The sequence below is a fragment of the Sphingosinicella sp. YJ22 genome, from assembly GCF_011320075.1.
Lineage (GTDB): Bacteria > Pseudomonadota > Alphaproteobacteria > Sphingomonadales > Sphingomonadaceae > Allosphingosinicella.
In genome coordinates this window covers 16,698-36,996 of record NZ_JAANPA010000018.1, presented here as the reverse complement: position 1 = coordinate 36,996, position 20,299 = coordinate 16,698, and the positions used below count along the sequence as shown (strand labels likewise).

The 20,299-nt window shown below is 68.7% G+C and carries 26 protein-coding genes; 11 read left to right on the top strand and 15 right to left on the bottom strand.

Annotation, left to right across the window (positions count from 1 at the left end; all coding sequences use genetic code 11):
* Positions 1 to 35: 35 nt before the first annotated feature.
* The gene (locus G7B71_RS08225; RefSeq protein WP_166039687.1) at positions 36 to 437 is read left to right on the top strand and encodes a hypothetical protein; all 402 of its coding nucleotides are present in this window, start codon (positions 36 to 38) and stop codon (positions 435 to 437) included.
* Here the strand turns inward: G7B71_RS08225 and G7B71_RS08220 are convergent.
* Entirely contained in the window at positions 434 to 628 is a 195-nt protein-coding gene (locus tag G7B71_RS08220) for a hypothetical protein (protein ID WP_166039764.1), read from the bottom strand. The two genes, G7B71_RS08225 and G7B71_RS08220, sit on opposite strands and share 4 nt — an antisense overlap.
* Before the next feature lie 65 nt (positions 629 to 693).
* On the opposite strand from G7B71_RS08220, the gene G7B71_RS08215 reads away from it, so the two are divergent.
* On the top strand, positions 694 to 1,692 hold the full coding sequence (locus tag G7B71_RS08215; RefSeq protein WP_166039762.1) for a ligase-associated DNA damage response exonuclease: 999 nt from the start codon (positions 694 to 696) through the stop codon (positions 1,690 to 1,692).
* Here G7B71_RS08215 and G7B71_RS08210 read toward each other — a convergent pair.
* From G7B71_RS08210 to G7B71_RS08195, 4 genes are read right to left on the bottom strand one after another with little or no spacing between them, the layout of a single operon-like run.
* On the bottom strand, positions 1,689 to 1,946 hold the full coding sequence (locus G7B71_RS08210) for a hypothetical protein (protein ID WP_166039760.1): 258 nt from the start codon (positions 1,944 to 1,946) through the stop codon (positions 1,689 to 1,691). The genes G7B71_RS08215 and G7B71_RS08210 overlap by 4 nt on opposite strands.
* A gap of 1 nt (position 1,947) precedes the next feature.
* Positions 1,948 to 3,327 (bottom strand): phosphomannomutase/phosphoglucomutase, encoded by a 1,380-nt coding sequence (locus G7B71_RS08205; RefSeq protein ID WP_166039758.1) that lies wholly within the window; start codon positions 3,325 to 3,327, stop codon positions 1,948 to 1,950.
* A 25-nt stretch (positions 3,328 to 3,352) separates the two neighbouring features.
* Positions 3,353 to 3,781: a DnaJ domain-containing protein gene (locus G7B71_RS08200; RefSeq protein WP_243406160.1), complete on the bottom strand. Its 429-nt coding sequence runs from the start codon at positions 3,779 to 3,781 to the stop codon at positions 3,353 to 3,355.
* Position 3,782: 1 nt separating this feature from the next.
* A complete protein-coding gene (locus tag G7B71_RS08195; RefSeq protein WP_166039754.1) occupies positions 3,783 to 4,589 on the bottom strand; it encodes a division plane positioning ATPase MipZ in 807 nt (268 codons plus the stop codon).
* Positions 4,590 to 4,686: 97 nt separating this feature from the next.
* On the opposite strand from G7B71_RS08195, the gene panC reads away from it, so the two are divergent.
* The 7 genes from panC to G7B71_RS08160 all read left to right on the top strand — a co-directional run bounded on the left by panC (position 4,687) and on the right by G7B71_RS08160 (position 8,618).
* Positions 4,687 to 5,535 carry a pantoate--beta-alanine ligase gene (gene panC / locus G7B71_RS08190; protein WP_166039751.1) on the top strand — a complete coding sequence of 283 codons (849 nt, stop codon included), beginning with the start codon at positions 4,687 to 4,689 and terminating at the stop codon, positions 5,533 to 5,535.
* 87 nt (positions 5,536 to 5,622) lie between these two features.
* A complete protein-coding gene (locus G7B71_RS08185; RefSeq protein ID WP_166039749.1) occupies positions 5,623 to 5,925 on the top strand; it encodes an SEL1-like repeat protein in 303 nt (100 codons plus the stop codon).
* A 97-nt stretch (positions 5,926 to 6,022) separates the two neighbouring features.
* Complete coding sequence (locus G7B71_RS08180) at positions 6,023 to 6,940, top strand: DMT family transporter (protein WP_166039748.1); 918 nt, start codon at positions 6,023 to 6,025, stop codon at positions 6,938 to 6,940.
* Positions 6,940 to 7,254 (top strand): multidrug efflux SMR transporter, encoded by a 315-nt coding sequence (locus G7B71_RS08175; protein ID WP_166039745.1) that lies wholly within the window; start codon positions 6,940 to 6,942, stop codon positions 7,252 to 7,254. The genes G7B71_RS08180 and G7B71_RS08175 overlap by 1 nt, the downstream gene beginning before the upstream one ends.
* Entirely contained in the window at positions 7,254 to 7,607 is a 354-nt protein-coding gene (locus G7B71_RS08170; protein ID WP_166039744.1) for a TfoX/Sxy family protein, read from the top strand. The genes G7B71_RS08175 and G7B71_RS08170 overlap by 1 nt, the downstream gene beginning before the upstream one ends.
* Positions 7,608 to 7,838: 231 nt before the next feature.
* On the top strand, positions 7,839 to 8,093 hold the full coding sequence (locus G7B71_RS08165) for a hypothetical protein (RefSeq protein ID WP_243406159.1): 255 nt from the start codon (positions 7,839 to 7,841) through the stop codon (positions 8,091 to 8,093).
* A gap of 114 nt (positions 8,094 to 8,207) precedes the next feature.
* Entirely contained in the window at positions 8,208 to 8,618 is a 411-nt protein-coding gene (locus G7B71_RS08160; protein ID WP_166039741.1) for a retroviral-like aspartic protease family protein, read from the top strand.
* On the opposite strand, the gene G7B71_RS08155 is transcribed toward G7B71_RS08160, so the two are convergent.
* The 7 genes from G7B71_RS08155 to G7B71_RS08125 all read right to left on the bottom strand — a co-directional run bounded on the left by G7B71_RS08155 (position 8,615) and on the right by G7B71_RS08125 (position 17,811).
* The gene (locus G7B71_RS08155) at positions 8,615 to 9,538 is read right to left on the bottom strand and encodes a peptidylprolyl isomerase (RefSeq protein WP_166039739.1); all 924 of its coding nucleotides are present in this window, start codon (positions 9,536 to 9,538) and stop codon (positions 8,615 to 8,617) included. The two genes, G7B71_RS08160 and G7B71_RS08155, sit on opposite strands and share 4 nt — an antisense overlap.
* 116 nt (positions 9,539 to 9,654) lie before the next feature.
* A complete protein-coding gene (locus G7B71_RS08150) occupies positions 9,655 to 11,706 on the bottom strand; it encodes a M10 family metallopeptidase C-terminal domain-containing protein (RefSeq protein WP_166039737.1) in 2,052 nt (683 codons plus the stop codon).
* 21 nt (positions 11,707 to 11,727) lie between these two features.
* On the bottom strand, positions 11,728 to 12,225 hold the full coding sequence (locus tag G7B71_RS08145) for a hypothetical protein (protein WP_166039734.1): 498 nt from the start codon (positions 12,223 to 12,225) through the stop codon (positions 11,728 to 11,730).
* Between the two features lie 199 nt (positions 12,226 to 12,424).
* Positions 12,425 to 14,491, bottom strand: coding sequence for a M13 family metallopeptidase (locus G7B71_RS08140; RefSeq protein WP_166039732.1), 2,067 nt, complete (start codon positions 14,489 to 14,491; stop codon positions 12,425 to 12,427).
* A 49-nt stretch (positions 14,492 to 14,540) separates the two neighbouring features.
* Entirely contained in the window at positions 14,541 to 16,622 is a 2,082-nt protein-coding gene (locus tag G7B71_RS08135) for a M13 family metallopeptidase (protein WP_166039730.1), read from the bottom strand.
* An 85-nt stretch (positions 16,623 to 16,707) separates the two neighbouring features.
* Entirely contained in the window at positions 16,708 to 17,601 is an 894-nt protein-coding gene (locus G7B71_RS08130; RefSeq protein WP_166039728.1) for a hypothetical protein, read from the bottom strand.
* 3 nt (positions 17,602 to 17,604) lie between these two features.
* Positions 17,605 to 17,811, bottom strand: a complete 207-nt coding sequence (locus G7B71_RS08125; protein WP_166039725.1) for a hypothetical protein — start codon at positions 17,809 to 17,811, stop codon at positions 17,605 to 17,607.
* Between G7B71_RS08125 and G7B71_RS08120 the strand changes: the two genes are divergently transcribed.
* Together G7B71_RS08120 and G7B71_RS08115 are read left to right on the top strand one after the other, a co-directional pair.
* A complete protein-coding gene (locus tag G7B71_RS08120) occupies positions 17,810 to 18,499 on the top strand; it encodes an arylesterase (RefSeq protein ID WP_166039723.1) in 690 nt (229 codons plus the stop codon). The genes G7B71_RS08125 and G7B71_RS08120 overlap by 2 nt on opposite strands.
* Positions 18,500 to 18,586: 87 nt before the next feature.
* Entirely contained in the window at positions 18,587 to 19,009 is a 423-nt protein-coding gene (locus G7B71_RS08115; protein ID WP_166039721.1) for a nuclear transport factor 2 family protein, read from the top strand.
* 12 nt (positions 19,010 to 19,021) lie between these two features.
* On the opposite strand, the gene G7B71_RS08110 is transcribed toward G7B71_RS08115, so the two are convergent.
* From G7B71_RS08110 to G7B71_RS08100, 3 genes are all read right to left on the bottom strand, one after another.
* Positions 19,022 to 19,411, bottom strand: a complete 390-nt coding sequence (locus G7B71_RS08110) for a phage tail protein (protein ID WP_166039719.1) — start codon at positions 19,409 to 19,411, stop codon at positions 19,022 to 19,024.
* The gene (locus tag G7B71_RS08105; RefSeq protein WP_166039717.1) at positions 19,411 to 19,860 is read right to left on the bottom strand and encodes a phage tail protein; all 450 of its coding nucleotides are present in this window, start codon (positions 19,858 to 19,860) and stop codon (positions 19,411 to 19,413) included. Before G7B71_RS08105 ends, G7B71_RS08110 begins: the two co-directional genes overlap by 1 nt.
* A 93-nt stretch (positions 19,861 to 19,953) precedes the next feature.
* On the bottom strand, positions 19,954 to 20,283 hold the full coding sequence (locus G7B71_RS08100) for a PilZ domain-containing protein (RefSeq protein WP_166039714.1): 330 nt from the start codon (positions 20,281 to 20,283) through the stop codon (positions 19,954 to 19,956).
* Positions 20,284 to 20,299: the final 16 nt, after the last annotated feature.

Genomic DNA, 20,299 nt, shown 5'->3' with positions numbered 1-20,299 from the left:
TTGCCGCCTTCGCCGCCTTCTCCTAACGTGGGCGCATGGAGCTCCGCCCTATCGCGCGCGCCGCCGCGCTCGGCCTTGCCGCGACGGCGTTGCTGACGGCGGTCATCTTCGCCTGGGTGCTCGTCCATGCCTATGTCGTCGCGCCCGGCCATGCGCCCGCTCACTATCAGGCTTATGCGGCGCGTGTCGCCCCGCTCGCCGGGATCGCCGTCGGCCTCCCCGTCTTCGCGCTCGCCGGCCATTTCGCGGTCCGCCACCGGGCCTATGCCCTGCCGCTGGCGCTGACTCCGGCCGCGACCTTCATCCTGATCGACCTGGTGCTGCTCGCCGCGTTCCAGCGCGAGGCCTTCACCGCCTGGCCGCTGCTTCTCCTGTCATGGCTCAGCAAGCTGGTCGCGGCCCTGCTCGGCGGCCGCATCGCCTCGCGCGCGGCCTAGATGCGGTCCTCATCGTCGTCGTCGCGATGGACCCGGTCCTCCTCGCGATAGAGGTCGCGGGTCGCCCGCTCGCTCTTGTCCGCGACGTCGCGCGACACGCGGTTGCGCAGCACCGCCACGATGATGACCACGGCCAGGACAAGCGGCCCGATGATGGTGAGAAGGGTCCAGCTGAAGCCCCCGAGGTCCATGTCGTTTGTCCTTCGTCTGCTGTCCGCGGCTTGGCCGGCGGCGGACCGTTGCCCATATAGTGCCGATGGCGCGGCTTGGTTCCTGGATCGTACCGTTTCCGGAAGGGATTTACGTGGCGCCGGCGGACGCCTGGATCGATCCGTCGCAGCCCAAGGGGCGCGCGTTGGTCACTCACGGCCATGGCGACCACGCCCGCGGCGGCCATGCCGAGGTGTGGGCGACGCCGGAAACGCTGGCGATCATGGATTGTCGCTATGGCGCGCAGCAGGGCCGCCCGGTCGCCTATGGCGAAGTGATCCGAGTCGGCGAGGTGGACGTCAGCTTCGTCCCCGCCGGCCACGTCCTCGGCTCCGCCCAGATCGTGCTCGAGCATGCCGGCGAGCGAGTCGTCGTCTCCGGCGACTATAAGCGCCGCCCCGATCCCACCTGCGCGCGGTTCCAGCCGGTGCCGTGCGACATCTTCATCACCGAGGCGACCTTCGGCCTCCCCGTCTTCCGCCACCCCGCGACCGAGAGCGAGGTCGACAAGCTGCTCGCCCGCCTCGCCGACAATCCGGAGCGCTGCGTTCTGGTGGGCGCCTATGCGCTGGGCAAGGCGCAGCGGCTGATCATGGAGCTGCGCGCCCGCGGCCACCGCGACCCGATCTTCATCCACGGCGCGCTCCAGCGCCTGTGCGACCTTTACATCGAATGGGGAGTCGACCTCGGCGACCTCCGCCCCGCCACCGGGGTCGCCAAGGACGAGCTTCGCGGCCGGATCGTCATCGCCCCGCCCGGCGCGCTCAACGACCGCTGGTCGCGCCGCCTGCCCGATCCGATCACCGCCATGGCGTCGGGCTGGATGCGGGTCCGCCAGCGCGCGCGCCAGCGCAACGTCGAGCTGCCGCTGATCATGTCCGACCATGCCGACTGGGACGAGCTGACGACGACCATCCGCGAGATCGCCCCCCGGGAAGTGTGGATCACCCACGGCCGCGAGGACGCGCTGATGCACTGGTGCATGACCCGCCAGATCAAGGCGCGCGAACTGAACCTCGTCGGCTATGAGGACGAGGACGATTAGGCCTGGAGCGCGTTCACCAGCGCGAGGATGACGCCGGCGCCGATCAGGATGGACCAGCGCACGGTGCGCTCGAGAACCGCGTCGTCCCTCTTGCCCAGAAGGTAGCCGCTAACCGGCATCAGCACGCCCATCAGGCCGAAGGTGAGCAGCGCGCCGGCGAGGAACCCTTCCAGCACATAGCCCGCGGTCGCGATCGCCACCCAGGCGACGCAGAAGGCGGCGGCCTCGGGGTGCCACAGCGAGCCCGAGCCCACCTCAGTGGCCCGCCTGCGGCCCGCGCTTCACGCCCGATCGGGCGAGCTGGTCGTCGATCTGAGCGACGAGCCGCTCCAGCCCGGCCTCGTCCTTCGCCTCGGCGCGCGCGACCAGCACGTCCTGCGTGTTCGACGCGCGCAGCAGCCACCAGCCATCGGCGGTGTTGACCCGAGCGCCGTCGGTGCGGTTGACCGTCGCGCCGGTGCTTTCGAGCCGTTCCAGCACCTCCTCGACCACCGCGAACTTGCGGCTCTCGTCGACCTGGAAGCGCATCTCCGGCGTGTTGACCATGTCCGGCATCTCGTCGCGCAGCTGGGCGAGCGGCTTGCCGAGACGGCCGAGCGCCCGGATCAGGCGCACTGCCGCATAGAGGGCGTCGTCGAAGCCGTAATATTCATGGGCGAAGAAAACGTGACCGCTCATCTCGCCGGCGAGCGGCGATCCGGTTTCCTTCATCTTCTGCTTGATGAGGCTGTGGCCGGTCTTCCACATCACCGGCTCGCCGCCGAGCTCAGCGACGCGGTCGTAGAGCGCCTGGCTCGCCTTCACGTCGGCGATGATCGTCGCGCCCGGCACGTCCTCTAACACCGGCTCGGCGAGGATCGACAGCAATTGGTCGCCCCAGATCACCCGGCCCTGGCCGTCGACCGCGCCGATGCGGTCGCCGTCGCCGTCGAACGCGATGCCGAGGTCGAGGCCCTTGTCCGCGATCAGCCCCTTGAGATCGGCGAGATTCTTCTCGTCGGTCGGGTCGGGATGGTGGTTGGGAAAGCGGCTGTCGATGTCGGTGTAGAGCGTGTGATGCTCGCCCGGCAGCCTGGCGACGAGCTTCTCGAGCGCGGGCCCCGCGGCGCCGTTGCCGGCGTCCCAGCCGACCTTCAGCGCCGGCCCGTCGAAGCCCTGAAGCAGCCGATCGACATAGCGGTCCTCGATCTCGACCTGCTCGACCTTGCCCTCGCCGCTTTCCCAGTCTGCGGCGGCGGCCATTTGCCCGAGCTTCTGGATGTCGGCGCCGAAGAAAGGCCCGTGCCGGAGCACCATTTTGAAGCCGTTATAGTCGGGCGGGTTGTGGCTGCCGGTGATCATGATGCCGCCGTCCACGTCGAGCACGGCTTCCGCATAATAGAGCATCGGAGTCGCTCCGAGGCCGACCCGAACCGCGTCCACGCCGGCCGCGTTCAGGCCCTTGACCAGCGCCGCCTCCAGCGCCGGCGAGCTCTGGCGCCCGTCATAGCCGACCGCCACCCGGCTGCCGCCGCCCCGCCGGACCAGCGTTCCGAAGGTGCGGCCGATCGCTTCCGCGTCCGCCTCGCCCAGAGTCTCGCCGACGATGCCGCGGATGTCGTACTCGCGCAGGGTCGTCGGGTGGAATTGGTGCATGGTCGAAAAGCTCCGTCGCCGCGCGTCAGGAAATGGAATCGCGCCGCGACCCGTTGCCGCGTGCGTGCGCGGCGATCAAGGCGTCGCGCGCCGCGTTGATCCGCTGGGCAAGCTCTTCGGAGCCGCCCGCATCGGGATGAACCTTGGCGATGAGCCGGCGGTGGGCGGCGCGGATGTCGGCGATGCTGGCGCCTTCGGGCACGCCGAGCAGGCGCCGCGCGTCCTCCAGCGGCATCGCCGTGTCATGACGAAAGCGGCCGCGGCGGAAGCCGATATAGAGCAGCCCGCCCGCCATCAGAATCGCACCGGGCAGGATCCTGCCCGTGGTCAGCATTCGCGCGCCGAGGACAAAGACAGTGGCGCCGATCGCGTCGTCGAGTGAGAATTGCTTGAGCCGGCCGGTCCACCAGGCCCAGATCAGGGCGAGGGCGAGGATCGGCAGGAGGAACTGCACCTCACCCGGCCATGCGCTGGGGCTCGGGCGCTTCGTCCGCATCGCCCGGCAGGTCGAGGCCGGCGATCATCTCGCGAAGCTCCTGGCGGGCGGTGATGTGGGCGAAGCTCGCCTCGCCGATATGGGGGAGGTCGATCAGCGTCAGGCCCTTGGGGAACAGCTCGCGGTAGATGACCCGCTCGCCGAGCCCCGGGATAACCCGGAAGCCGACCCGGCGCGACAGGTCACTGAGCGCCTCGGCGACGCGGTGCATGTTGCGCGCATTGACGTGCTGCAGGCGGTTCCTGAGCAGCACCCAGTCGACCGTCGCGCCGGTGGTCTTGGCGCGGCGCGTGCGGCTCTGCCACACCACCTCGGCATAGAAGCTCGGCCGGCGCACCTTGTAGGTGTCGGGATCGACCTCGCCGATCAGGTCGAGGTCGACGAAGCTGTCGTTGATCGGCGTGACCAGCGTGTCGGCGCGGATCATCGCCTCGCGCGAATAGGGATCGTCGCGGCCCGGCGTGTCGATGACGAGAACGTCCGCGCCTTCGCCGACGCGGTCGATGACATCGCCGATCTCCACGCCCTTGGCCGGATCGAACGTTTCATGTTCGACCAAAGGGATCGGAATCAGCAGCCGGCGCTGTGTCGCGGCGCGGTTGTCGAGATAGCGGCCAAGCGTACGCTGGCGGGTGTCGAGGTCGAGCGCGGCGACCTTGCGGCCCATGCTCGCCAGCGCGACGGCGGTGTGCACGGCCGTCGTCGACTTGCCGGTGCCGCCCTTCTCGTTGGCGAAGACGATGATGTGGGGGCGGCCTGGGCCCATAGACGCGTCTTCCTCGACCACTTGATCTTACACAAGACGGCCCGCAAAGGAGCCGCCTTCTCTCTTAAGTCATGCCTGTATCGGAGGCCAGAAGGCCGTGCAAATCATCCGTGGAAAAGCCGAGCTTCGCCAAGCGTTAAGCATGTTGCGCGAAGGCGGCGGCACGGTCGCGCTGGTGCCGACCATGGGCGCGCTCCACGCCGGCCATATCGCGCTGGTCGCCGAAGCGCGGCGGCGCGCAACCCACGTCGTCGCGTCGATCTTCGTCAATCCGACGCAATTCGGGGCGAACGAGGATCTGAGCCGCTATCCGCGCCGCGAGGCGGGGGACGCGCGCATGCTTGAGGAAGCCGGGACGGCGATCCTGTGGGCGCCGGACGTCGAGACCATGTACCCCGACGGCCCGGAGATCGACGTGAAGGCCGGGCCGGCCTCGGCCGGATTGGATGGCGACGCCCGCCCGGGCCATTTCGACGGCGTGGCGACGGTGGTCGCGCGTCTGTTCGCTCAGGTCGAGCCCGACATCGCCCTGTTCGGCGAGAAGGACTATCAGCAGCTCCTCGTCATCCGGCAGATGGTCGCCTCCCAGGGCCTCGGCATCGACATCGTCGGCGTTCCGACCCTGCGCGATGCCGACGGCCTCGCCCTCTCCTCGCGCAACGCCTACCTTTCCGACGAGGAGCGCCGCTCCGCCCGCGCCCTTCCGCGCGCCCTAGGCGAAGCGGCCCAGGCGATCATCGACGGCACGCCGGTCGCGGAGGCGATCGACCGTGCCCGCGACAGGCTCGCGGCCGCCGGATTCGCGCCCGTAGACTATGTCGAGCTGCGCGACGCCGCCTCGCTCGAGCCGATGGCGGCTCTCGACCGTCCCGCTCGGCTCCTCGCTGCCGGATTCCTCGGCCACACCCGCCTGATCGACAATCTCCCGGTCGACCCAGCCCCGTAACGCCCGCAAATTACGGCAAATTTCGCGTTAACCATTTGTTTGCCGATGCTGCCTCATTCTAATTCACGCAGAAATAGGGGGCATCACATGGGACACAGCCTACAAGCCGCCGCCTTCCTCATGGAAACGCGCATCGCCGACGCCGCGATGGGCAGCGTCGACGCGCTCTTCCAGCTCGGAATCGCCTATTCGACCGGCAGCGACGGGGTCGATGTCGACCTCATCGAAGCGCACAAATGGTTCAACCTCGCCGCGCTGTCCGGCTCGTTCGAGGCCCAGCAGTGCCGCGCCGACATCGCCGACGAAATGACCGCCCGCGAGATCGCCGAGGCCCAGCGCGGCGCCCGCGCCTGGCTCGCAGCGACCGCGACGGAACGCCGCGCGGCCTGACTCGCGTCCGCCGCCACCCGGCGGCTCGCCATGACGGACTGAGCGGTTCGCCAGTCCGAGGGTGTTCAGCGGTCGCGAAACCGCTAAGCGCGCGCTCATGTCCGCGCCGCGTTCCTCCAGCATCGCCCTTCCCTTTGCCGTCGCCACCCTCGGCATCGCATGCTTTTCGGCGATGGACGCGGTGATGAAGCATCTCGTGATGACGATCGGCGCCTATAATGCGCTGATATGGCGGATGGGCGCGGTCGCCTTGCTCGGCGCGCTCGCCTTCGCTTCGCTGCGTTCGCCCTGGCCCTCTCGCTCGGTGATGCGGATCCATATCATCCGCGGCCTGGTCAGCACGGTGATGGGCTTCCTGTTCTTCTGGGGCCTCGGCCGCGTGCCGCTGGCGCAGGGAGTCGCGCTGGCCTTCATCGCGCCGCTGATCGCGCTCTATCTCGCCGCGGTGTTGCTCCACGAGCGGATCGAGCGGCGCGCGATCCTTGCCTCCCTGCTCGGCCTCGCCGGGGTCGTGGTGATCTTCGGCGGCCAAGCCCAAGCCGATCTCGGGCCGGAGGCCTTGCTCGGCTCGCTCGCCATCCTCGCCTCGGCCTGCCTCTACGCCTACAACATCATCCTGATGCGCCAGCAGGCGCTGGTCGCCGGGCCTTTGGAGGTCGCCTTCTTCATGAGCCTGTTCACGACGCTCGGTCTGCTCCCCGCCGCGCCGTTCCTTGCGGTGCCGCCGACCGTCGAGCATCTGCCGGCGATCGCCGCGGCGGCCCTGCTGTCGTTCGCGTCGCTGATGCTGCTCGCCTGGGCCTATGCGCGGGCGGAGGCGCAGCACCTTGCGCCGGTCGAATATACCGCCTTCATCTGGGCGGTGCTGCTCGGCTGGATCGTCTTCGCCGAAGCGGTTCAGCCGCTGACCCTGCTCGGCGCGGCGATGATCGTCGGCGCATGCCTGCTTGCCGCGACTCGGCGCCGGCCCGATGTCGGCGGCGAGGTCGAAAGCGGCGTCCCGGGAGGCGTGTGATGGCGTGGTTCTGGCTGATCCTGGGTGGCCTGTTCGAAGTCGGTTTCACCACCTCGCTGCGCTTCGTCGACGGCTTCCGAAACCTCCCCTGGACGCTCGCCTTCCTGGTGTCGGTGGGGGTCAGCATGGCGCTGCTCGAGCTTGCCGCGCGCACCATTCCGATGGGCACGGCCTATGCGGTGTGGGGCGGGATCGGCGCGGTCGGCACCGTGCTCGTCGGCATCTTCTTCTTCGGCGAGGCGGCGGGCGCGCTACGCATCGCCCTGATCTTCGGCATCGTCGCCTGCATCGCAGGCCTGAAGCTCATCCACTGATGGCTTACGATGAAGGCATCGTTGCTCTGGTCCAGGACTCGCTGGCGCCGCTCGGCATTGTGACGATGCGGCGGATGATGGGCGCCGCGACGCTCTACCTCGACGGGGTCGTGTTCGCGGTCGTCGAGGAGGAGCTGTGGTTCAAGTCGGACGCGGCGACCGACGCGCAATGGGACGCGGCCGGCTGCGAGCGCTTCACCTTCACCGCCAAGGACGGCCGCACCGAAGTGATGAACTATCGACGGGCGCCGGACGCAGCCTATGACGATCCGGACGAAATGCAGCGCTGGGCACGGCTCGCCGTCGACGCCGGCCTGCGCGCGGCGGCTAAGAAGCGGCCGAAAAAGGGTTAATTCGCGCGCTCGACGGGTCCCAGGCCGGGATTCCTAAAAATTCCCTAACTGTTGCAAAAACGGCTCATCGCTCATCGCGAGCGGCTCATCGCCTAGGCTTTCATGGTTAGCGGCGGCTCGGTCTAGCGGCGATCCTGGCGCAGTACGCCGCTGCGGTCATTTCGGTACATGCAACCTCTCCTGTAGAACGGGCGTTGGGCAGCCAAGTCGAGTTCGAAAGGAGCCAATTGTATGGCGACCAGTATCTTCGAGGCACGCAGCGGTAGCCTCCCTTCGCGGCCTCATGAGCGGGGCTACCACGTGGTCTATCGCGACCATGAGACGAACCACTGCCCGGGCTGCGGCCGCAGCCAGTGGCTGATCGGTCGGCTGATGGCGGAGTGCGCCTTCTGCGCCACCGCTCTGCCGCTCGAGAACGGCGCGCTGATGGGCAGCCAGACCGTGCGTCACACCCGTCGCGACTATCAGCATCCGCTCGCCGCCTGACCTGTTTCCTCGCCGGGGCCCTCGCCCCCTTCCAGGGCCCCGGCCACCCCTCCCCCATTAACCGGCTGTTGAGCATGGCAGGTGTATCCGTTTTCCATGGCGGGGAGCGGATCTTTGCTGTGGTATGCGGCAGGCTTGGTCGGCCTGGTCTCGCTGACACCTGCGTTCGATCACGCCGCCCCCGCGCCTGAGCGCGCCGCCGTCGCGGCGGACGGCTTCACCATCCTGCGTGCCCCGGACGGCCAGTTCTACACCGACGTCAGCATCGGACCCGAGCGGGTTCGCATGCTCGTCGATCCCGGCGCCAGCGACGTGCTGCTGACGCCCGACGATGCCGCGCGGCTCGGCATCGAGGCCGGCGAAGGCTTCACGCCCGTGACCCTGCCGACTCTCGCGCTCGGCCCAATCGCCGCGGCGAGCGTCGACGCTGTGGTCGCGCCCGATTTGCCGGTGTCGCTGCTCGGCCGCTCCTTCCTCGACAAGGTCTCGGTCAGCGTCGACGCGGATCGGATGGTCCTACGCTAGGATTTGCGCCGCACCGGTACCGGCGCGTTGCAGATGTCGACGCCGCCAGCCGGGCGGTTGAAGAAGGTGCCGCCGCGATTGGCCCGGCCTCTCACATAGTCGTTGAACGCCGCTGTATCCGTCCGCATTGCCTCGAAGCGCGGCCGCTCGGCCGCCGGCATGTCGCTGGCGAGGCGGATGCGGCGGATCGGGACCGCCGTCTCGCCGCGATCGGCCTGGTAGAAGCCGAGGTCGCCGGTGCCGCGCGGACGCGCCGAAAGCAGGCTCATTCCTTCCACCACCCGGCCTACATTGGCGATGTTGCGGTCGAGATGGCGCGGTCCGTGGCCGATCACAGCGTAGAGCTCGCCGCCGGTGCCGGTGTCGGGCGCGAGGTCGCGGCCGACGCCGACGGTCCCGTAGCAGTGCGGCAGCCAGGCGAGCCCGGCGGCGCGATCGAACGCGACCGGCCAGCCGTCCGCATAGCCGACCGTTCCGGCATAGGCGTCGGGATAGGGGATTTCGAGCAGCTGGAGCCCGGCAAGCGAGCGCTCATATTCGGCCGGCGGCCGCTGCACGACGCCGGCGGGCAGCGCCACCTCGGCGTCGCCATTGCCCCATTGGGCGACATAATTGTCCTGCATCCGGTAGATGGTGGCTCCGTTCCACCAGCCGCCGCGGGCGAAAGCGCGCACGTTGGCGACATGGACGGGCGCGAAGCCGGGCGCGAGCTCGATCACCACGCGCCCTTCCGGGAGCTCCATCACCATCAAATTGTCGGGCGCGATCTCGCGCCAGTCGGACGGCGCGCTGTTCGCGATCACCTGGGACGGCTCGGTCGCGCCCGGGATCGGCATCGGCCGCCACGCGCCGCGCTCCTGAGTGGAGGAAACGGAACAGCCGGCGAGAAGCATGGCGAGAGCGGCGGCGGTAAGGCGCATCCTGGATCCCCTGTCGTGACGCACCCTTGTTCCGCGCCCGCGTCGGCAAGGCAAGCGGCGCAAAAAAGAAGGGCCCCGGCGAACCGGAGCCCTTCCCTTCGTCATGCCTCGCCCAATCAGACGAAGATGAAGTCGGTGTTGTCGAGGTTGTGGGTGCCCATGACCACCAGCGCGAAGTCCGCCGGGCCGCCGTCGGTGTTGCCGAACACGACCGTCACCTGGCCGCCGAACGGGCTCGGGCCGTCGACGCCGTCGATGTCGATGCCGAGCGCCTTCTCGGCCGCGTTGATGTTGCCGAACGTCTTGATCGACAGGTCGCCGGCATCCTTGTTCGCGGCATGGCCCTTCCAGGTGAAGGCGCCGAGATCGGACACGTCGATCTTGTCGACGCCCTTCTCGAAGTCGAGGATGAGATCGAGCGAGATGAGGCCGTCCTTGCCGGCGACCTTGGTGTCGTTGATCTCCGCCACGAAGACGTCCGCGCCGGCGCCGCCGATCATGTGGTCGACGCCGTCGCCGCCGATCAGCACGTCGTTGCCGGCCTCGCCCCTGAGCAGATTGCCGAGATCGTTGCCGGTGATGACGTTGTCGAGGCCGTTGCCGGTGCCGCTGACGGCGCTGCCGGTGAGGACCAGGTTCTCGACATGGTCGACGAGGACATAGTCGATCGACGACTTGACCAGGTCGGTGCCTTCGCCGGCCAGCTCGGTGACGATGTCGCCCGCTTCGCCGACGATGAAGGTGTCGTCGCCGATTCCGCCGAGCATCGTGTCGTTGCCGGTGCCGCCGTCGAGCAGGTCGTTGCCCGCGCCCGCGCCGATGATGTCGTTGCCGGCATTGCCGCGCAGGACGTTGTCTACGCTGTTGCCGAGCAGCGAGTCATGGCCGTGGCCGCCGATGGCGTTCTCGATGATCGCGCCATAAGCGATGCCGACATTGTTGGTGAGGCGGCCGACGACCGGGTTTGCCAGCAATGCCGCCATATTGGCGTTGTAAGTGGCCAGGGCGACCGGCGGCAGACCGTTGGCCGCGCGGTTGGCGTTGACCTGCTCGAAGCTCGGCGCGGTGTCGTAGGTGACTCCGCCGATGCTGCTCAGCGAGCCCGGCGCCAGGTCGATGATCTGGTCGGTATGATAGCCCGACGCGTCGATCGTGTCGTTTCCGCCCGCGTCCCAGATCGCCATGATCGGCGCCGGGGTCTTGGTGAAGTCGTAGGAATCGCGGCCAGCATTGCTGTTGAAGCCATAGACCGTGTCGCCGGTGCGGGTGGTCATGTCGGCGCCGTAGATGCGCTGGATGGCGAGGATGTCGTGGACCAGCGGAGTCGCCGCATAGACCGTGGTCGAGACGTGGAAGTCGAAGTGGCGGGTGCCGGAGATCGAGCTGCCCTCGAAATAGGACATCACCGAATAGGCGCGGGTGTCCTGGGCATATTCGGCGTTGACCGGATAGGTGATCGAGACGCCCGGCGCGGCATTATAGGCCCCCGGGTGGCTGAGGCCGAGCGAGTGGCCGATCTCGTGGACCAGGGTGTGGATGCCGTACTGGCCCTCGTCGAGGCGGAAGTTGCTGGCCTGGCTCGCCGACACCCAGATGTCGCCGCCGATCTCGCGGACCTGGCCCCCGAGCGTCGCGTCGAGCGCGGCGGTCGGGATGCGCGAATAGGCCTGGGTGGTCGGCGCGCTGGCGAGATTGGCGAAGTTGATGTCGGCCTCGTCGGCGCCGACTTCGCGGAAGCTCACCGCGACGAGATCGTCCCAGGCCTGCATCGACTCGCGCGCGGCGTCGCGCTGGGCGGAGCTGAACGGCGCGAAGTTGAAATATTCGGAGAGGCCGAACAGCTGGCCACCGGAGGCGTAGACGTAGCCGTTGGTGAACAGCTGCGACTGGGAGTCGAAGAAGCCGTAGGTGATGACCGTGTTGTCGTCGCCGATATTGTTCTGCTGGCCGACGAAGGGCGTGTCGTTAAAGCCGTCCGCATAGCCGCCGCCGGTGCGGTTGAGGTGGGCGGCGACCTGCTCGGCGGTCAGGATCGGCTTCCCGTTGAGCGTGCCGCCCGCCTGCGGGTCGATCGACCCGTCGACGCGGTCGTTGAGGTCGAGCTGCAGGTTGGAGCAAGCGGTGCAGGCGCAGCCGGGTGCATCGGAATGTCGGATCACGTCAGGCATTTGGTCCCCTCCTCAGTGGATTTAGTCGATGGGTCGTGCTCCCTGTGGCGCGACGCGCCACGGCAGGACATGGGTCAGCGCGGCCGCGAGGGCGCGCTCGATCTGGGTGGCGTCGCCGGCCGGGACGGCGCGCGGCGCGGGGCCGAACAGGGTCACGCTGTCCGGGCCGGCATTGCGGAACGAGCGCAGCGACAGGGCCAGCACAGGCGCGCCGCCGATCCGCTCGAGCGAAGCATGAAGGAGCAGGTTGAGCGCGGCGGGATCGAGCACCGCCGGGTCGCCGAGCTGAACCACCGTGACCGGGACCGGCGCGCCGGCAGACACGAGCCGCTGCAGGCGCGCGCACAGGTCCGACTGGAGGCGCGCGTCCGAGCCGCCCGCGACGAGGCAGAGGATATGGACTCGTCCGATGTCGCGAACGGAGGCGGGCGGAGGCGAGGCCTGCACCTGAGCGGCGGCAGGGGCCGCGCTCGTCGCGGCCGAAGCGCAGGCCGCGGCGAGGACGCACAGCGGTATCATCCGCCCAAGGCGGCCAAGAGCCACGCAGGAAGCCCCGAAGAAGAGAATCGGCCCCACCCCCAAAAAGCCCGGAAATCCGCGACCGCGAACCGCCTCGAATCCGTGCTAAGTGGTTTGGCTATTTAGAAAAGTTATGGTGGTCAATTGTTAACCATTGCTTGTTTCGTGCCCGTTCCAAAAACGGGACGAGCGGTTCGTCTCACCAGATCCTGACGCGCTGCTCGGGCGGCAGGTAAAGCGCGTCGCCGGGCTTCACGTCGAAGGCGCGGTACCAGGCGTCCATGTTCCGAACGATGCCGTTGACCCGGTAGGCGGGCGGCGCGTGCTCGTCGGTCAGCACGATCGATTGCATCAGCGTGTTGCCGATATAGCTGGCCCAGGTCTGGGCGTAGGACAGGAAGAAGCGCTGGTCGCCGGTGAGGCCGCCAACGACGGCCGGCTCGCCGTGCTGGGCGACGTGGCGGCGATAAGCCTCATAGGCGATCTCGAGGCCGCCCAGGTCGCCGATATTCTCGCCCATCGTCGCCTCGGCATTGACTCGGAAGCCGGGCACCGGCTCGTAGGTCGCGAACTGGCGGCCGAGCTGCTCGGCGCGCTCGTGGAAGCGTTGCGCCGCGGCCGGCGTCCACCAGTCGCGCAGGCGCCCGACGCCGTCGAAGCGGCGGCCCTGATCGTCGAAGCCGTGGCCGAGCTCGTGGCCGATGGCGGCGCCGATCCGCCCGTAATTGACCGCGGCGTCATAGGTCGGGTGAAACAGCGGGCGCTGGAGGATTCCGGCCGGAAAGGTGATCTGGTTGGTCAGCACGTTGTAGGACGCGCCGACCGTCTGCGCGGTCATGTCCCACAAATTGCGGTCGACCGGCTCGCGCAGCCGCGCGATCTCGCGGGCGAAGTTGAAGTCGCCGAGGCGCATGATGTTGCCGACCATGTCGGCCCGGTCGAGGCGCAGCCTCGCATAGTCGATGGTGCGCTCCGGCCCGCCGACGCGGGCGCCGAACGCCTCGAGCTTGGCGAGCGCCTCGGCACGGGTCGGCGCGTCCATCCAGTCGATCCGGCGCAGCCTCTCGGCGAAGGCGCCGCGCAAATTGCCGATCATCTCCTCGACGACTCGCTTGCTCTCGTTCGGGAAATGGCGGGCCATGTAGATTCGGCCGACCGCCTCGCCGAGCGCGCCGTCGGCCAGCTGCACGCCACGCCGCCAGCGCTCGTGCGGCTGGTTCATGCCGTTCAGCACCTGGTTGTGGAAGGTGAAGGCGGCGCGGTCGAATTGCGACGACATGTAGGGCGCGAAGGCGTCGATGAAGTGGAAGGTGAGCCACGCCTTCCAGGTGTCGAGCGGCACCTCGTCGAGCAGCCGGCCGGCCGCCTGGATCGCGGTCGTCTCGCCGACCAGCAGGGTGTCGACGTCGCCCATCTGGAGCAGGCGCAAGGTGTTCGGCCAGTCGAATTCCGGCGCGAGCCGCTGCAGCTCCGCCACCGTCATGCGGTTCATGCTCTGCGATACGTCGCGGCTGCGCTCGGGCGGCCAGTGCGCCTCGGCAAGGCGCCGCTCGAGACCGAAGATCGCCTCCGCCTTGGCCGGGGCGCCGTCGATTCCGGCAAGCTGGAGCAATTGTGTCACGTAGCTTCGATAGGCGGCGCGGTAGCGGTCGAACTCGGGGCCCTCGCGCAGATAGTAATCGCGGGTCGGCATCAGCGTGCCGGCCTGGCCGATCGCGACGATGTGGCGGGTCGGATTGCCGGGATCGGGAATGACGCCGATGCTGAACGGCATGTTGTAGCCGTTCTCGCTGAACGTCTTGAGGAGGTCCGCGCGGTTGCGGATGCGCGCGATCCGATCGAAATAGGGCCGAAGCGGAGTCACCCCCAGGCGCTCGATCGTCGCCGTGTCCATGAAGCCGCGGTAGAGCTCCGAGATCTGCTGCGCGGCCGGGTCGCCGGCCGGGTTCTCGACGATTGCGCGGACCTGTGCCTCGACGTCCTCGTTCAATTGCGCCTGGATCGAGTAGGAGAATTCCTGGGCGCCGCCCGAGACCCGGATGAAGCGCATCCAGGCGCCGTTGGCGTAGAGATTGAAGTCGTTACCGGGGCGGACGCTGAGGTCGCGGGCGGCGAGGTTGATGCCGGTCTCGTTGAAGCCGAGCAGCATCGCCACGGCCTGCTCGCGCGTGATCTGAGCGGGCGCGGGCGCCGGCGGCGCGGGGCTGGCGAAGCCCGAAGCTGGACTGAAGATCAGCGCGGCGGCGAGCAGCAGGCGAAGGATCACGGGCACTCCACGAGAAAAAGGGGGCCGGTCGCCCGGCCCCCTGACATAATTACCAGATATGGACGCGCTGTTCAGGCGGCAAATAGAGCGCGTCGTCGGGCGTCACGTTGAACGCGCGGTACCAGGCGTCGATGTTGCGGACCGCGCCGTTGACCCGATATTCGTCCGGGCTGTGCGGATCGGTCAGCACACGCTGGCGAGTCGCGCCTTCGCGCTGCTTGCTGCGCCACACCTGCGCCCAGGACAGGAAGAAACGCTGGTCGCCGGTGAGGCCGTTGAGAACCGGCGGCTCGCCATGCTGGGCGACGTGGCGGCGATAGGCGGCATAGGCCATTTCGAGCCCGCCGAGGTCGCCGATATTCTCGCCCATGGTAAGCTGGCCGTTGACGTTAAGTCCGGGCAGCGGGCTGTACTGGCTATATTGCTGGCCGAGCCGCGTGGTGCGCTCGGTGAAGCGCTCGGCCGATGCCGCCGTCCACCAGTCGCGGACTCGGCCGGTGGGGTCGAAGCGGCGGCCCTGGTCGTCGAAGCCATGGCCGATCTCGTGGCCGATCACCGCGCCGATCGCCCCGTAATTGACCGCCGGGTCGGCATTGGGATCGAAGAACGGCGCCTGGAGGATGCCGGCCGGGAAGGTGATCTGGTTCATCAGCGGGTTGTAGGACGCGTTGATGATTTGCGGGTTCATGCCCCACAGCCGGCGATCGACCGGGTTCGGGAAGCGCGACAGCTGCAGGTTCCAGCCGAACTCGGCGGCGCGGACCATGTTGCCGAGCAGGTCGCCGCGGTCGACCTGGTAGTTGGAATAGTCGATCCACACTTCGGGATGGCCGATCCGCGGCTCGAACGAGTCGAGCTTGGCGAGCGCCTGGGCGCGGGTCTCGTCGTCCATCCAGTCGAGGGTCCGCAGCCGCTCGCCGAACGCGGTGCGCAGATTGGTGATCAGCTCGTCCATCTGGCGCCGGCTCTCGGCCGGGAAGTGGCGCTCGACATAGATTCGGCCGACCGCCTCGCCGAGCGCGGCGTTGACCAGGCCGAGGCCGCGCTTCCAGCGGTCGCGCTGCTGCTCCTGGCCGGCGATGGTGCGGCTGAAGAAGTTGAACTTCGCCTCGTCGAAGGCGCGCGGCAGGTAGTTCGCGTAGCTGTTGATGAAGTGGAAGGCGAGATACTCCTTCCACGTGTCGAGCGGCACCTCGTCGAGCAGTCGGCCGATGCCCTGGATCGCGGTCGTCTGGGTCGCGATCACGGTCTCGGCGGCGCCGAGGCCGCGGCGCTGGAGATAGGTCTCCCACTCGAACTGCGGCGCCAGCTCCATCAGCTGGGCGCGGGTCATCGGATTGTTGATCGCGGCGATGTCGCGGCTGCGCTCCGGCGTCCAGTGCGCCTCGGCGATTCGCCGCTCGAGCGCGATGATTCGGTCGGCCCTGGCCGCGCCGTCCGCGATTCCGGCGAGGGTGTGGAGCTGGACGATATAGTCGCGGTAGGCGGCGCGGTAGCGGTCATATTCCGCGCCCTCGCGCAGGTAATAATCGCGGTTCGGCATGCCGAGCCCGCCCTGGCCGGCGACGGCGGTGTAGCGGGTCGGATCGGCGAGGTTCGGGATGATGCCGACGCCGACCGGCGACACGAAGCCCGGCGTCGCGAAGGTCGCGAGCAGCTGGTCGCGGTTGCCGATGCCGGCGATGCGCTGGAGGTAGGGGTGAAGCGGGGCGGTGCCGCGCGCCTCGATCCCGGCCTCGTCCATCCAGGCGGCGTAGAAATCGCCGACCTTGCGCTGCGCCGGGTCGGTCGACGCCGCCGCGTCGGTGACGATCGCGCGCAACTGCTGCTCGATATCCTCGGACAGGACGGTCCACAGGCTCCAGCTGGTGCGGTCGGCGGGAATCTCGGTGGCGTTCAGCCAGGTGCCGTTGGCGTAGCGGAAGAAATCGTCGCCCGGATCGACGGCGACGTCACGGGCGGCAAGGTCGAGGCCGAACGAGCCGTAGCGCGGTTGGCCCTGGCGCGCGGCCGAGCCCGGCGAGACCTGCGGCGGGCGCGCCTCGGCGGCACGCGGCTGCGATTGGGCATATACCGGCGCGGTGCCCGCGAGCAGCAGAATTGCGCAAAGCGCAAGGCGATGATTTCTCATGATAATCCCCTCCGGTCAGGTCAGGGGACGAGACTTTGCGGTTTGCGGCGAGTCGCGCAAGCAAAATCCGTATTAGCCGCGCAACTCACCTGCCCACGGGATGGGTGTTCGGCCCTTGCGCCAGCTCGCCGATGCCCTCGCCGGTGACGCCCCACATCCGCACCGCGTCCGTGCCGGTGGCGACGGCGAGAGGACGGCCGCTCCACAGCGACAGGAAGACATGGAGCTCGCCCGGCAGCTCGGCGTCGCGGGCGTTGACGACGAGCGGCCGCGGCCGCTGGCCGGCGGCGAGCGGCGCGAGGCGCAGTTCGGTGCACTCGCCGGCGAGGGCCACGGTGTCCCCGACACTGCCGTCGGCGGCGACCTCGGTCCGGTAATGGCCGCCGGCCGGGACCGCCTCCGCGGCCATGCGCGGGCTGATGCGATAGACCAGCACGGGCGCGGCGGCGGATTCGGGCGGCAGGATGATCGTGTTGAAGTCGCCGCCGCCGCCGCACGGCGTCTGCTGGAGATCGCCGACCGCGCTTCGCGCCGCGGCCATTCGCGCGGCGTTGCCGGTCAGCGCCGGGCGGCTGCCGGCCTCGAACACTTCCGGGGACACGGCGCGGCCGCCGAGCATCTGGCTGCGATAGACGGCGGCGTAGCCGTCGCCTTCGCGGGCATAATAAGTGACGGTGACGGCATTGCCTTCGGGCTCGGCGACCCAGCCGACGATTCCGGCCGCGGCGGGATCGGCGACGCGCGCGAGCATGTCGCGGGTGGTGACCGCGCCGGCGCGGTCGATCGCCGCGATCAGACGGCCGCGGCGGATCGCCTCGGCGATCGACGCGCGATGCGCCGCAGTGAGCTGCAGCGGTGGCGCAGCGGGCGCGGCGGTGACCTGCGCCTTCTGCGCCGCGCTTTCGTCCTGCCGGGCGAAAGCCGGTGCGGCGACGGCCGCGGCAGCGGCGAGCAGGAGGAACATGCGCATGTCGGTCATCCCTTAAATCTTTGAAATTGGCTTAGGCCCCGGCTCCGCGGGCGGCAAGTTGCCCGCTTCGCCTGTCGCCAGCATGAACGTCACGATTGGCGCAAAGAGCGCGGGGAGCGATCCGAGCAGACCGAGGAGGAGCGTCAAACCCGTGCCGGCGGCAAGCGTTCCGAGCGGCAGCGTGACTTGGCAAGCGTCGATGACGTAAGGCGCGGTCATGCGGTCCGGCAACGAGAGCGAAGGCGGAGCGGCGCTTCAGGGGCGGCGCGGCTTCCTCGTCCATGCCGCGCTGACCGCGCTGACCCTGCCGATCGCGGCCGCGGCTCAGCCCCGCCCGGCGCCGTCCGACGAGGTCCACATCTTCGCGCTCGGCGACAGCCTCACCGCGGGCTTCGGCTTGCCGCGCGAACTCGGCTTCGTGCCGCAGCTCGAGGCGCATCTGCGGCGTCACGGCGTCCCGGCGCGCCTGACCAATGCCGGCGTGTCGGGCGACACCGCGGCGCAGGGGCTTCGCCGCCTCGCCTGGACCCTGGACGGGCTGGAGCGGAAGCCGGACCTCGCGATCGTCGCGCTGGGCGCCAACGACATGCTGCGCAGGCTCCCGGTGGCGCAGACCCGTGCGGCGCTCGACTCCATTCTCGCCGAACTGGCGCGGCGCGAGGTGAAGCTGCTCGTCGCGGGCATGATCGCCGCGCCCAACCTCGGCCCGGACTATGCCAATGCCTACAGTCCGATGTTCGCCGAGCTGGCGCGCGCCCACGACGCCGCCTTCCACCCCTTCCTCCTCGACGGAGTCGCCGGCGACCGGGCGCTCAACCAGGCCGACGGCCTCCATCCCAATTTCCAGGGGGTGAAGCGCATGGTGAGCGCGATCACCCCGCGCGTAATTGAGGCGCTCCGACAGTAGTCGGGCCGGTTTCGCCGGGGCGAGGCCGGACTCAGCCTTTCCCGCTGCTTATGCTATTCTTCGTCGCTTCACCGGGGAGAACTCGCGATGCTCGACGCGGATCTGCCGATCGACCGAGTTACCGAGGCCTATCGCACGTGGCGCGAGAGCCGCGGGCACAATGTCGACGAGATCATCGACATGATGGCCGACGAGATCGAGATGGGCTCGGTGCTCGACCCCGGCCTCCCGGACGATCTCGCCGCCGACCGCAAGACCCGGGAGGAGGCGCGGCAATATTTCGAGATCCTCTCCCGCGACTGGGAGATGATCGACTATCCCCAGGAGAAGATCGTCGCCGACGGCGACACCGTGGTGTGGATCGGCCGCTGCCATTGGCGCCACAAGCCCACCGGCCGCGAGATCAACTCGCCCAAGGTCGACATCTGGACGTTCCGCGACGGCAAGGCGGTGAAGTTCATGGAGATGTTCGACAGCCTCGGCTTCGCGGCGACCACCGGCCTGATCTGAGCGCCGAGCGGCCTAGGCCCGCTCCATCCGAGCGAAGGCGAGCTCGATCGTCTCGACGAGCACGCCTTCCGCGCTCGCATCGAGCAGGCCGTAGTGGAGCGCCGCGAGCCGCGCCTCGGTGAACCGCCAGGCGAAGATCGGGCCCAGGTCGGCGCCGACCATGGTGACCGTGACGGCGCGCCTCTTGCCCCGGCCGCCGCGGGTCTCCTCCCACCAATCGTGGAACGACCGGTCGGCGCTCGCCGCCCTTCGCAGGGTCAGCAGCGGTTCGGAATCATATTCGGGCTGGGCCGGAAAGCGCGGCAGGATGACCTGGCTGATCGTGCTCGCATCGATCCCCTTGCCGAGATCGACTCGGAAGTTGCGGGCGAGCGCCGGCCGCTGCTGCGGCGCGCGCGCCATCACTCCATCTCCAGCCGCTCATAGGCGAGGACCAGCTCCTCCATCGCCACGTCCGTCCCCTCCGCGTTGAGGGAGCCGGCGACGTAGCGGACCGGCCGCGCGCGGATCAGCTTCCACACGAGCACAGGCGTTCGGTCCTCGGCGAGCAGGGTGATGGTGACGGTGCGGATCGCGCCCGCATCGCCGTTCCGAACGTCGTTGAACCAGCGATAGAGACGGAGCGTGCCGATGATCCCGCGCTTCAGGGTGACGTCGGCCACTCGGGCGAGGCCGGTGATCTTGGTCGGGCTGGAATCGCGGCCGGCGCCGCTGCGATATTCGGTGACGTCGACCCAGGTGTCGAGGCCGCTGACCTCGCTAAAGGCGCCGTCGGGCTCGTCGGTCAGGCCGTCGCCGAGATCGACGAGGAAATTCTGTTCACCGTAAGGCTTGTCGCGCTGCACAGCCATCCGCCGCCCTCCCCAGGAGTCGGAGCCGGCGGGAAATCTAACATGGATCGCGATCCGATCCCATTCCGGCGGAGGCGATGCCGGCAGAGCAGGTCAGGCGAGGCAGATAGGGTCGCCGAACTGAAGACCGACGCAGCCGTCCTTTACCCAGCGCACCGTGGCGTTGAGCGGGTCGCAGCCTTCGAACTTCACCACGACGCGATCGTCGACCAGCGGCCGAGCGGCTACCTTCAGCATCGCACCGCTCGTCGAGATGTTGCCGATCCGGGCCGCGTAGGAGCCGCCGGCCCTGAGGAACAGGGTCGCGCGCTGGCCTTCGGAACAGGTGTAGCGCGGCTCCGAACGCTGCTCGACCTGCGGCGGACGCAGAAGATTCAGCAACGGCACCCGCCGCAAAATGCTCTCGTCGAATTTCGCCAGCATCGCCCCACTCCCGCAA